We start from the raw sequence: 13339 nt of genomic DNA on the forward strand, positions 1-13339 counted from the left end.
GAGTATATTTGCTTAAGATTACAATATTATTAGGTACACATAGTTATAACTTCATGAAACGAATACTAATATTTTTCTTTTTTATAAGCTTGTTTTCTCAAGCTCAAACACAAAATTTAGATTGGGAAGATTTATTCTCTTATTACAGTATACAAGATGTTTCTACAGGGGCGGGTAAGATATTCGCTGCTGCGGAAAACTCTGTTTTTTCATATAGAAGAGGAACTCAAGAGATTGAAAAAATATCCTCTATACAAGGACTTTCTAGTGAGAAGATAAACACCATCTATTTTTCAGCAAATTATAATTTGTTATTTATTGGTTATAAAAGTGGTCTTATCGATGTGTATAACCCACAAGATAAAACAGTTTTAAAAGTAGTTGATATTATTGAAAAAGTGACGATACCTCCTACCAATAGGAGAATTAATCATTTTTATGAATATGAAAATAAATTACTTATTTCAACCAATTACGGTATTTCAGAATTTAGGATGAATAACTTAGAATTTGGAGACACTTACTTAATTGGCGATTCAGGGGAACAACTTACAGTTACTCAAACTACAGTTTTTAATAATAAAATTTATGCAGCTACTCAGGGAGGAGGAATACGCTTTGCAGATGTAAATAGCTCTAATTTGGTAGATTTTTCAATTTGGCAAAATATTTCAAACAATTCCTTTAGAGGAGTAGTCAACCTTTCTAATAGCTTATATGTAATTAATAATAGTAATAGCTTACAAGAATTGCAAGGAAATACATTTGTGAATAGAGATCAATTTAATCAAGAAGTAAAAGATTTCCGTGTCAACGAGGAAAACTTAATTGTAACCACTTCTAATAGAATAAAGGTTTATAACAATCAATTAAACACTTTAATTAATATTTCAAATTTTGGTGATGTACCTGTTAATTTAAGTAGTGCAACCATTTATCAGCAAGTTATTTACTTGGGAGATTTGAGTGAAGGATTATTGTCTACCACTGCAAGTAACACTGCGGCCTTTCAATATTTAAGTCCAGATGGGCCTTTAAGAAATGACGTGTTTGGTCTGTCGGTTATTCCTAACGAACTTTGGGTGACATACGGAGATTATGATGTTTTTTTTGATCCATATCCTTTAAAAAGAGCAGGGGTTAGTCATCTTATAAATGAGGAGTGGATTAATATACCTTTCGCAAATTTAGACAATACAGAAGAAATTGCTAGATCAGCAATCAACCCAACCAATACAAGTCAGGTTTATTTAAGTTCTTTTTTTGGAGGTCTTTTAGAGATACAAGAGAATGAACTGCAAAATGTTTATGACATTACAAACTCTCCTTTGCAAAGTGTAATAAATAATGATGTTAGGGTAAACGGAATTGCATTTGATAGGGATGGAAATCTCTGGGGAAATGTTTCTAGAGTAGATAATGGATTGTTTAAGCTTTCTTCTGGTGGAGGTTTTCAAGTTTTTGATACTTCAGAAATAGCTCCAGGAAGTGGTAGTGATAACTTGGGATTAACAGAGCTAATTATTGATAACTCGGGGAATATTTATTTTGGAAGTTATATTGATGGTGTTATTGGGTATCAGCCCTCAACCAATACCTTTGCTAAGGTTAAAGGTTTGGAGACTGCAGGGAATCTTCCCGATAATTATGTAAAAAGTTTAGCTTTAGATAATAATAATCAATTGTGGATAGGAACATCACGAGGGTTAAGAGTTCTTTTTGGACCATCAGGAATATTTGAAAACCCAAATACCAGCACAAATGAGATTATTATATTAGATGATGATGGCGTGGCACAAGAACTTTTAGCCGGAAGCAGCATTTCTGCTATTACCGTTGACGGAAATAATAACAAATGGATCGCTACCGAAGCTGGCGCTTTTTACCTTTCTTCAAATGGTCAAGAAACTATTTATCGTTTTACAACAGAAAACAGTCCGCTTCCTTCCAATTCGGTAACCGATATTGAAATAGATGAATCTACAGGAAAAGTTTATATAGGAACTACGAATGGATTAGTCGCTTTTAGAGGAACTGCCACTTCATCTGCGGAAACTTTTGAAAAAGTTAGAGCATTCCCAAACCCAGTTAGACCAGGTTATTCTGGGATGGTAACTATAGACGGTTTGCGAGAAGGCGCAAATGTGAAAATTACAGATATTGAAGGAAACTTAGTGTATGAAATAATTTCGGAAGGAGGAAGTGTTCAATGGGACAGTCGGGCATTTGGAAAACATAAAGTGGCGTCCGGGGTATATATGGTATTGATTACATCAGATGATCAATTAGAGACTAAGGTTACTAAAATTATGGTAATTAGGTAATGCTTGTACATACCAGAGCTATAGTCATTCAATCTATCCGCTACAGCGAAGCCGACCTTATAGTTAAATGTTTTACTCAAAGTGACGGACTTAAATCATACTTGTGTAGAAATATTTTAAAAAGTAAAAAAGGAAAGTTGAAAGCCTCCATGTTTCAGGTGCTAACACAGTTAGATTTAGTTGCTAAACATAAAGATAAAGGAACCTTAGAACATATTAGGGAAGCAAAAGTAAACCCTCCTTATCAACATATTCCAACAGACGTTTATAAGTCTTCTATCGCTCTTTTTTTAGCTGAAATGTTGCGAAATAGTATCCAAGAGGAGGAAAAGAACGAAGCATTATTTCAATTTTTAGAAGAATCTTTCACAAGTTTAGATAATACAAAAAACTTCGCTAATTTCCATTTATGGTTTTTAGTAAAGTTAACACGGTATGTAGGTTTTTTTCCCAATACAGAAACTTTGGAAGCTCCATTTTTTAATCTTTTAGATGGCGATTTTCAGAAATTCGAAACTAATAAATACTGCATTAGTAATACAAACACTTATTTACTGAAGCAGTTTTTAGAACAAACTCCAGCTGAAGCTTTAGAATTAAAACTCAACCAAACTCAACGAAAAAGCTTTCTAGAAATGATGTTGTTGTATTACGAACTGCAATTACAAGGTTTTAGAAAACCTAAATCATTAGATATTCTATATCAATTGTTTTAGGGAATGACCATTTGTTAAAGAACAAAAATCTTGCTCTTGTCAATGGTTTACTACTTTGAGTCTGCAGAAATAATTGACATCTTGCATCGTTTTAACGTAACACCTCTTAAAATTCCGCTAAGATTTAAGGCTTTTTCAGCATTCAAAATTACTTTTCTGTAAATTGAGGTTATGAAAACACCCTTACTCGTTTTTAATCAAAAAGGTATTTACTGTGAAGTGGCAGACGTATATATAGATCCGTGGAAACCAGTAAAAAAAGCCATCATTTCTCATGGTCACGCCGATCATTCTCGGTGGGGACATCAGCAATACATTACACATCATAGTAACGTTGCGATCATAAAACATCGATTAGGAGATATAACCGTGGCTGGTAAAGAATGGAATGAAACATTTACGATAAATGGGGTGAAATTTTCTCTCCATCCGGCAGGGCATATTATCGGTTCTTCGCAAATAAGAGTAGAATACAAAGGAGAAGTTTGGGTTTTTACCGGAGATTATAAAACAGAGGATGACGGTCTGGCTGTGCCTTATGAGGTCGTAAAATGTCATACGTTTATTACAGAATGTACATTTGGACTTCCTGCGTTTAAATGGGTACCTCAAGAGCAAGTTTTTAACGATATTAATACGTGGTGGCAGCAAAATAGAGATGACGGTAAAACATCCGTTTTATTTGGTTATTCTTTAGGAAAAGCACAACGTATTTTAAAACATTTAGACACTTCTATAGGTCAAATTTATACCCACGGTGCAGTAGAAAATATGACAGAGGTAATTCGAAGCATCGCAGACTTACCACCAACACATAAAATTACGAGAGATACCAAAAAAGAAGAAATAAGAGGAAATATAGTAATTGCTCCGCCAAGCGCACACGGTTCAACTTGGATAAAAAAAATGGTTCCTTATGTTACCGCATCTGCCAGTGGCTGGATGACTTTTAGAGGTGCTCGTCGTCGTAGAGCAATAGATAAAGGTTTTGTGCTTTCCGATCATTGTGATTGGCAAGGCTTGCTTACTTCTATAAAAGCTACAGGAGCCGAAAAAATAATATGTACACACGGTTATACCGATATATTTTCACGCTTTTTAGCAGAACAAGGTTATGATGCGAGAACTGAGCAAACTCAATATGAAGAGGAAAACGCAGAAGAAGTTTCTAAAGAAAAAGAAGAGAACGGATGAAGCAATTTGCAGAACTCATAAGAACCTTAGATAGCACCAATAAAACCACACTTAAAGTGGAAGCGCTTGCTCATTATTTGAAAACAGCTTCAGATAAAGATAAAGTCTGGACTATTGCTATTCTTTCTCATCGGCGTCCACCAAGACCGGTAAATACAACATTAATGAGAACTTGGACATCAGAATTTTCAAAAATTCCGCTTTGGCTTTTTGAAGAATCCTACCATATTGTAGGAGATTTAGCCGAAACGATTGCATTGGTTATTCCGCCTTCAGAAGAAATTTCAGAAAAAAGTCTACATCAGTTTTTACAAGAAATTATAGAATTAAAGCCGCGTTCGGAAGAAGAGAAGAAAGAATATTTAAAAGAGAATTGGTTCAGTTTAAACTATTATGAGCGTTTTGTATTTACCAAGTTAATTACAGGTAGTTTTAGAATAGGCGTGAGTCAAAAATTAATGACTAGAGCTTTATCAAAAGCTACCGATATAGATGAGGATATTCTCGCTTACAAACTCATGGGTAATTGGGATCCTGCAACCACAACGTTTAACGATTTAGTACTCGAAGAAAAGCCAGAAGATTTTCTTTCTAAACCTTACCCTTTTTATCTCGCTTATGCTATTGAAGATAAGCCAGAAAGTTTAGGTAGTGTCAAAGATTGGGCGGCAGAACATAAATGGGACGGTATTAGATCTCAGGTCATTATTAGAAATAGCGAGCTTTTTGTGTGGAGTCGTGGGGAAGAATTGGTAACCGATAAATACCCCGAATTTGAAAAGTTTATTGATATAATTCCTGATGGAACAGTTATCGACGGAGAAATTTTGCCTTTCCCAGAAAATGAAATAGGCACGTTTAAAGATTTGCAGACCAGAATAGGTCGAAAAAATATCACAAAAAAATTACTAGAAAAAACACCTGTTATTTTAAAAGCTTATGATGTTTTGGAGTGGGAGGGAGAAGATATTCGAGAAAAACCATATCGCGAACGCCGAAATATCTTAGAAAAGCTTTATGCTAAAGTAGCTTCGGAAGAAATACCGCTGCACCTGTCTTTAACTATTTCATTTGAGAATTGGGAAGAAGCTGCAAAAGAAAGAGAACGCTCTAGGGAAGTAAAATCTGAAGGGTTAATGTTAAAGCGTTGGGATTCTCCTTACTTGGTAGGGAGAAAAAAAGGAGATTGGTGGAAATGGAAAGTAGATCCGTTAACCATAGATGCTGTTCTAACTTACGCCATGCGTGGCCACGGAAGACGTAGTAATTTATTTACAGATTATACTTTTGGGCTGTGGGATGAAAGTAAAGAAGAACTGGTCACCTTTGCTAAAGCTTATTCCGGTTTAACCGATGCAGAATTCCGTAAAGTAGATGCTTGGATCAAAAGAAATACTTTAGAACGCTATGGTCCTGTGAGAAGCGTGACACCACATCACGTATTTGAAATTGCCTTTGAAGGTATTGCCGAATCAAAACGTCATAAAAGCGGAGTAGCCACGCGTTTCCCTAGAATTTTGCGTTGGCGACAAGATAAAAAGATAGAAGACGCTAATACGTTAGAAGATTTAAAAGCTTTAATTCCTAAATAATATGGAAAATAAGCTGAGTACTAAGAAACAACTTTTAACAGTTGCCGAACATTGGTTTTTAGAACAAGAATGGAAACCTTTTACTTTTCAAAAACAAACTTGGAAAGCTTTTTTGTCTGGAAAAAACGGATTACTAAACGCGCCTACAGGAAGCGGAAAAACTTACGCCCTTTGGGTACCAATTGCTCTAGAAATATTAAAAGAAAAGCAAAAAACTAAACAGAAGAAAAAAGGGTTAAGAGCTTTATGGATTACTCCTCTTAGAGCACTTTCTGTAGAAATTTCTCAAGCAGCAACTCGGTTTTGTCAAGATATTGATCCAACGATTACTGTAGGGATTAGAACGGGAGATACTTCACAAAAAGAACGAGCGGCACAAAAGAGGAATATGCCAGATTTATTAATCACCACCCCAGAAAGTCTACAGCTATTGCTAACTTCAAAAAAATATGATCATCTTTTTCAAAATTTAAACGCGGTCGTTATTGACGAGTGGCACGAACTTTTAGGTACCAAGCGGGGTGTACAAATGGAGCTTGCGCTATCCCGATTAAAAACTGTATCTAAAAATCTAAAAATTTGGGGTATTTCTGCTACGATAGGTAATTTAAATCAAGCGAAAGATGTTTTATTAGGACCTACGGGTAAATCAAATGAAAATTCTGTTTTAGTAAAAGCGAAGCTGAAGAAAAAAATTCAAGTGGAATCTATCATTCCTGAAAAGATGGAAAAATTCCCTTGGCGAGGTCATTTAGGTTTACACCTCTTAGATGAAGTCGTGCCAATCATTAAAAAATCTAAAACCACTTTAATTTTTACCAATACTCGATCTCAATGTGAATTGTGGTTTCAGAAGTTAATGGAAAAGTATCCTGAATTTGCAGGTGAAGTTGCGATGCATCACGGGAGCATCAATAAAGAAACTCGACTATGGGTCGAGCAAGCCATTAGAAATGAGAACTTAAAAGCCGTCGTTTGTACATCGAGTTTAGATTTAGGAGTAGATTTTGCTCCTGTAGAAACTATTATTCAAATTGGCGGACCAAAAGGTGTGGCTCGGTTCTTACAACGAGCAGGAAGAAGTGGTCACCAACCAGGAAAAGTAAGTGTAATTCATTTTCTGCCCACTCACGCTATGGAATTAATTGAAGCTGCTGCTCTTCAAAAAGCAGCAAAAAATACCGTAGTAGAAGATAGGGTTCCATATTTACAAAGTTTTGATGTATTGGTACAATACCTCACCACCTTAGCAGTGTCTGATGGGTTTTATCCGCAAGAAATTTATCCTGAAATTAAATCTACGTTTTGTTTTCAAGCACTCACTCAAGAACAATGGGAATGGTGTTTAGATTTTATTACCACTGGAGGAGAAAGTTTAAAGACTTATGATGAATATAAAAAAGTAGAAATAGAAGAAGATGGCAAATTTAAAGTGAACCATAGAGGAATAGCAATGCGCCACCGTTTGCAAATAGGAACTATTGTAAGTGACGCGGTATTAAGTGTAAAGTACATCAAAGGAGGATATATTGGTACGATTGAAGAATTTTTTGTCTCCAAATTAAAACCCGGGGATGTGTTTACTTTTGCGGGAAGAAATTTAGAACTGGTTCGTATCAAGGGAATGCAAGTACAAGTAAGAAAATCTAAACAAAAAACAGCAAAGGTACCCAGTTGGATGGGCGGCAGGATGACCTTTTCTGCTCAAATGAGTGAACTGCTTCGAGAAGAATTATATGATGCGGCAGAAAGTGTTCATCAAACAAATACTAAGAAATCGAAGGAGTTAAAAGCCTTAGAGCCTATTCTAAAAAGACAACTTAAAGAATCCATCATTCCTAAACAACATCAATTTCTAATAGAAACCTTTAAAACCAGAGAAGGTTATCATGCAGTATTTTATCCCTTTGAAGGTAGATTTGTGCACGAAGCTTTAGGCAGTCTGTTGGCATATCGCATAAGTTTATTGTCTCCTATTTCTTTTAGCATTGCGTTTAATGATTATGGTTTTGAGCTATTATCAGATCAAGAAATCGATATGCAACAAGTGCTAGATAACAATTTATTTTCTGCTGATTTTTTGATGGATGATTTATATAAAAGTTTAAATGCTACCGAAATGGCTCGTCGAAAATTTCGCGATATTGCTGTCATTGCAGGTTTGGTATTTACTGGCTACCCCAATAAATTAGTCAAAAGCAAACATTTACAGTCGAGTTCACAATTACTATTTGATGTTTTTAGAGACTATGAGCCTCAAAATCTCTTATTTCAGCAAGCGTTTACAGAAACTTTTGAACATCAATTAGAGGAAGGAAGGTTGAGGTTAGCTCTAGAAAGAATAAATCATCAAGATATTATTTGGAAAAACTGCGATAAACCCACACCATTTTCTTTTCCTATTATTACCGATAGATTACGAGAAAAGCTTTCTTCAGAAAAATTAGAAGATCGTATTCAGCGTATGCTAAAACAACTAGAAAAATAATTTGGGCGTTACCCTAAAGGGTCAGGCTATACGTTTCAATTCCTCGTAAGTTGACGCTATCGCTTCTACTTACTGCGGGATTTCTCTTTTATCCTTAACGCAAAAAGTGTGTTAAATCAGTATTTATTCAAAGTTCAAAATATTACCTTAGAATCTTAATTCATAACAATGAAAAAACTTCTCTGTATAAGTCTTACACTTATTTTATTTAGCTGTAACTCTGCCCAAAAACCAATAGAACTTTCTCTGAAAAAAATTTCGCAAGGCAACCTTTATGGCAATGGAAAAGAACAGATTGATGAACAACAGATGGTAATTACTTCTCAAGAAGATTGGATAAATCTCAAAAAGAAGATAATTTCTACAGGTAAATCCTCTAATGATTTGCCTAACCTTTCAATAGATTTTAAAGAAAGAATATTGATTGTTCTTTTTGATAAACAACAAACCACCGGCGGACATTCTATTGAGATTGTAGAAAGTGAACAAACTCCAGATAAAATCATTTTTAAATACAGAAAATCACATCCAGAGGGTATGGCTACAAGCGTAATGACGCAACCTTATTATTTAGCTAGCATTATTAAAACTGAACGTAAAATTGTTTTTGAAGAAATTAAATAATCCTTGACTATAAATATCTTACATAATCATTTTCATTTTACACGTCACGGTGTTGCTTACTGGGAGGATCAAAAAGCATTACTAATTGCCGATGTTCATCTAGGTAAAATCTCTCATTTTAGAAAATACGGAAGTGCAGTTCCTCAAAGTGCTATTCAAAAAAACTTCGATAGATTAGATGAAGCGGTAAAAGAATTTCAGCCGCAAAAAATTATTTTTCTGGGAGATCTTTTCCATAGCGCTTTAAATATGGAATGGAATTTATTTGAAAGTTGGGTAAAATCTCAATCAGCTGAAATCATATTAATTACAGGAAATCATGATATTATTTCTCCGCTTCGTTTTGAAGAAATTGGAGTTGAGGTAATACCAGAACTTCATATGGGAAGATTTCGGTTAACGCACCACCCAGAAGAAAAAGAAGGTACTTTTAATATTTGCGGACATATACATCCTGGTTATCGATTGTCTGGAATGGGAAAACAACACTTCAAACTAAAATGTTTCTTCCAAAGTCAAAACCAACTCATACTACCTGCTTTTGGGGAATTTACAGGAGTATATGTAATGAATCCTAATGAAAATGAAAAAGTGTACGTTTGTACAAACACTAAAGTAATTCAGGTTGCTTAAAACTTTAACTTACTACTAACGTGGGTTTAATCAGCTCTTTAGTAAATTCGAGTGAAACTTCGTCACTCTCAAATCATTTTATGTTAATATTTAAAATAATTAAACTTGAGTAGGAGATTCTAGATCAAATTTAAAATGACGAATAAAGACATTCAACTATGAAACCAAAATTACTAGCTGTACTTAATTTCATTTCTGTTTTAATTACCCTTTTTGTAAGCTACTACACGCAAGCCATACAACTTAACGGAAATACAATGGGGAGTTTGAGTGATGAATATTATAATTTATTTACTCCTGCAGGTTATGCGTTTGCCATTTGGGGAGTTATTTATATAGGATTACTAGCTTTTTCTGGTTATCAAATCTATCAGGCATTCGGATCTAAAAATGATCTAAAATTTCTTCAGCAAACAAGTCTCTGGTTTGTGATAGCCAACCTTGCCAACGCAGCTTGGGTAATTGTTTGGCTATATGAATATACAGGATTCTCCATCTTTTTTATGTTGCTAATTCTGTTTTCCCTTATTAAAATTATTCTCAATACAAATATGGAACGATGGGATGCTCCGCTAAAAATTATAGCTTTTAGCTGGTGGCCTATTTGCTTCTACGCTGGTTGGGTTGCGGTAGCCACCATTGCCAATATTTCTGCTTATTTAGCAAAAATAGGATGGGATGGAGCAATTTTCACTGAAATACAATGGACTATAATTATGATTATTGTAGCCACATTCTTAAACATCATCATTATTTATACAAGAAATATGAGAGAGTTTGCAGCAGTTGGGATTTGGGCACTATTTGCTATCTACATACGTCATTCTTCCGAAGAAAATTTAATTGCATATATAGCTTTGGGCGGAGCAATTTTAATCGGTCTTAATATTGCTTATCATGGTTTTGTTAACCGAAAGCAGAACCCAATGTATCGATTGATGAAATAGTAGTTAGAATTGAGTAATTAGATCAGCTTCGCCTGTGAGAGATTAGGGTTTAGACCGCTGCATTGATAGGATTCAGGTGATTTTAAAATGTTTAAATGTGCTGATTTTAAAATTGCTAACTTCTACACTAATTTGAAAATCTACATTTGAGTATCTATCTTCTAAAATCTAATATCTCATTACTAAATACTAATTAAATCATCCCCTTAATATCATTTCCCCAAGTAGGATAAGCAAAAATCATTTTTTTAAGATCATAGCGTGTAAGTTCTCCGCAAATAGCCATCACAAAAAGATTAATCATTTCTCCCGCTTCCGGACTTATAATGTGAGCACCTAGAATAAGATCTGTTTTCTTGTCTACAATAGTTTTGTAACCATAATGACGTTCATTAATACGTTTTGCATTAAACCAATTTAAATCTGTTTTTTCTTCAATAATTACATCATAACCTTTTTCTCTCGCCTGTTCTTCTGTTAGTCCTACAGAAGCAATTTGGGGTAATGTAAATACAACCGAGGGTTGTGGCGGATATGTAGCTTCTTCTTTAATATTTTCTTCCGTTAAGTGAGAAAATACCACTTTAGATTCTTGCGAAGAAAGCGGAGTTAAAGGTAAGCCTTCACTATCTGAGACATCACCACAAGCAAACACGTTTTTATTGCTTGGGTTTTGTAAAAATTTATTCACACTTATCCCTTTTTTAGTAAAACTCACATTTCCTTTTTTTAAATCTAACTGGTCAATAGATGGAACTCTTCCTGCAGTATTAAAAACCAATTCAGCTTTTACTTCTAAGGTTTCGCTACCTTTTTTAGCGCTTACGCGGAAGTTTTTTCGCAATTTTTCAATTTCATTTACTGAAGCATCTGTAATAAATTCTATACCCAAGTCCTTACTAACTTCTACTAATGGATTTACAACTGCTTCTTCAAAATTATTAAGTGGTCTAGACTCCATATCGATCATAGTGACTTTGACTCCCATTCGTGCGGCGATATGAGCAAACTCCATCCCTATATATCCAGCGCCAATGAAAATCATACTTTCTGGGAGCTTTTTAAGTGATAAAAAATCATCACTTACCAAAAGATGTTCACTTCCAGGTAAATTTAATTCTAAGGGTTTGTTACCCGTAGCAATCACAATTTTTTTTGCTTTTATAGTTTTTCCTTCAACAGATAATGTGTTCTCATCTATAAATTTTGGAGATTGATGATACATTTCAATCTCCAACTCTTTTAAATCTTCTTCGGTCGCTGCCGGAACTTTATCTACAAACTTCTTTTTAAACTCTTGAATATCCTCCCAGCTTACTTTAGGCATCTCTGTAATTCCTTTGCCTAACATTTTATGTGATCTATCGATCACTTCTGCTAAACCCACCAAAACTTTTTTAGGATCACACCCTCTGTTGGCACAAGTCCCTCCATATTCTCTATTATCTGCAATCGCTACTTTTTGTCCAGCCTTAGCACAAGCTTTAGCTACATTTTTCCCTGCGGTTCCTGTACCAATTACAAATACATCATATTCTTTATAAGCCATGTTATTTTGTTTTAACTATATATATTTAACTACTCCACCATCTACTCGTAAACTAGCTCCATTAGTTGCCGAGGAAAGCGGACTCGCAACATAGGTAATCATATTTGCCACCTCCTGCGGATCTGCAAAGCGTTGTAATAGAGAAGTAGGTCTTTCGGTGTTGAAAAACTCTTTTTCAATTTCTTTCTTTTTATTGTCATCTGCATCTACCATCTTTTTAACTCCATCTGAAAATGTAGGACCCGGTAAAATGCTATTTACGGTAACATTGGTGCCTTTGGTAATTTCGGCTAGACCTCTAGAAACAGCAAGTTGAGCAGTTTTAGTAGTTCCATATTGAATCATTTCTACAGGAATATTCAATCCGCTTTCGCTGGAAATAAAAATAATTCTTCCCCAATCCTTTTTCAGCATAGCAGGCATTAAAGCTTTAGCTAAGCGAACTCCGCTAAGTACATTAACTTCATAAAAATTTTTCCATTCCTCATCAGAAATCTCAAAAAAATCTTTCGCATCAAAGATGCCTACATTATTAATGAGAATATCGATTTCTCCTAGCTCTTTAATTGCATTATCAATTTCTTCAATTTTAGAAAAATCGCAAGCAATTCCAGAAAGAAGTTCTTGAGGAACTTCTTTTTTTAATTCTAAAAGCGCTTGGTCTATACTTTCTTGAGAGCGTCCATTTATAATCACAGTAGCTCCTTCTTTTGCTAATGTTTTTGCTGTGGCAAAACCTATTCCTTTAGTAGAACCAGAAATGAAAACTCTTTTATTTTTTAGTCGTAAATCCATGAATATTTTTTTTAGAAATTTTTGTTAGATACCAAACATTAAATTCTTCATTTTTAATAAGAAAGAAAATAAATAAAGCGTAAAGCATTTGTGTGCTTACTCCACTCCAATTTTCTTGAAAAGCACTACCACTAATTAAGATAATAATAAATATAGCCGAAGCGACTAAGCTTTTTCGTGTCCAAATACCCAATAGTATCGCTAAACCTAAGAGGAGTTCTACGACGGGAATAGCGTAAGCTAAAGGCTTCACTAAAAATAATGGCAACATGGTTTCTTGAAAACCTTGTGTTACTCCTTCCGCGAAAGCGTTAAGTTTGGGAATACGAACTAACCCGTGAATAAAAAGGTTTATCCCTAAGGTAATTCTAGCTAATAAAAATGCGAGTTGTTGGTTAGACATTTTTAAGCTCAAATTACACAACTTGATCATGAATCTGTGTTAGGGAAATGATAAAAAATAAATTTAAAGATTAC

At 34.5% G+C, this 13339-nt stretch carries 11 protein-coding genes; 8 read left to right on the forward strand and 3 right to left on the reverse strand.

Annotated features, from left to right (window positions below; all coding sequences use genetic code 11):
• The first annotated feature begins 53 nt into the window (after nt 1-53).
• The 8 genes from FT986_RS03070 (at nt 54) to FT986_RS03105 (ending at nt 10518) form a co-directional block, all read left to right on the forward strand.
• Nucleotides 54-2324: a two-component regulator propeller domain-containing protein gene (locus FT986_RS03070; protein WP_147863780.1), complete on the forward strand. Its 2271-nt coding sequence runs from the start codon at nt 54-56 to the stop codon at nt 2322-2324.
• Entirely contained in the window at nt 2324-3040 is a 717-nt protein-coding gene (gene recO / locus FT986_RS03075; protein WP_147863781.1) for a DNA repair protein RecO, read from the forward strand. The genes FT986_RS03070 and recO overlap by 1 nt, the downstream gene beginning before the upstream one ends.
• Nucleotides 3041-3211: 171 nt before the next feature.
• Nucleotides 3212-4234: a ligase-associated DNA damage response exonuclease gene (locus FT986_RS03080; protein WP_147863782.1), complete on the forward strand. Its 1023-nt coding sequence runs from the start codon at nt 3212-3214 to the stop codon at nt 4232-4234.
• Entirely contained in the window at nt 4231-5826 is a 1596-nt protein-coding gene (locus tag FT986_RS03085) for an ATP-dependent DNA ligase (RefSeq protein WP_147863783.1), read from the forward strand. The genes FT986_RS03080 and FT986_RS03085 overlap by 4 nt, the downstream gene beginning before the upstream one ends.
• Before the next feature lies 1 nt (nt 5827).
• The gene (locus FT986_RS03090; RefSeq protein WP_147863784.1) at nt 5828-8314 is read left to right on the forward strand and encodes a ligase-associated DNA damage response DEXH box helicase; all 2487 of its coding nucleotides are present in this window, start codon (nt 5828-5830) and stop codon (nt 8312-8314) included.
• Between the two features lie 168 nt (nt 8315-8482).
• Complete coding sequence (locus FT986_RS03095) at nt 8483-8938, forward strand: protease complex subunit PrcB family protein (protein ID WP_147863785.1); 456 nt, start codon at nt 8483-8485, stop codon at nt 8936-8938.
• A gap of 3 nt (nt 8939-8941) precedes the next feature.
• A complete protein-coding gene (pdeM, locus tag FT986_RS03100; RefSeq protein WP_147863786.1) occupies nt 8942-9571 on the forward strand; it encodes a ligase-associated DNA damage response endonuclease PdeM in 630 nt (209 codons plus the stop codon).
• A 158-nt stretch (nt 9572-9729) separates the two neighbouring features.
• On the forward strand, nt 9730-10518 hold the full coding sequence (locus FT986_RS03105; RefSeq protein WP_147863787.1) for a tryptophan-rich sensory protein: 789 nt from the start codon (nt 9730-9732) through the stop codon (nt 10516-10518).
• Between the two features lie 193 nt (nt 10519-10711).
• On the opposite strand, the gene FT986_RS03110 is transcribed toward FT986_RS03105, so the two are convergent.
• The 3 genes from FT986_RS03110 to FT986_RS03120 are packed head-to-tail and all read right to left on the reverse strand — an operon-like array spanning nt 10712 to nt 13295.
• Nucleotides 10712-12067: an NAD(P)/FAD-dependent oxidoreductase gene (locus FT986_RS03110; protein WP_147863788.1), complete on the reverse strand. Its 1356-nt coding sequence runs from the start codon at nt 12065-12067 to the stop codon at nt 10712-10714.
• 15 nt (nt 12068-12082) lie between these two features.
• Nucleotides 12083-12862, reverse strand: coding sequence for an SDR family NAD(P)-dependent oxidoreductase (locus tag FT986_RS03115; RefSeq protein ID WP_147863789.1), 780 nt, complete (start codon nt 12860-12862; stop codon nt 12083-12085).
• Nucleotides 12840-13295: a DoxX family membrane protein gene (locus FT986_RS03120; RefSeq protein WP_255505889.1), complete on the reverse strand. Its 456-nt coding sequence runs from the start codon at nt 13293-13295 to the stop codon at nt 12840-12842. The genes FT986_RS03115 and FT986_RS03120 overlap by 23 nt, the downstream gene beginning before the upstream one ends.
• Nucleotides 13296-13339 lie beyond the last annotated feature (44 nt).

The organism is Mesonia sp. K4-1 (genome assembly GCF_008017825.1).
GTDB lineage: Bacteria > Bacteroidota > Bacteroidia > Flavobacteriales > Flavobacteriaceae > Mesonia.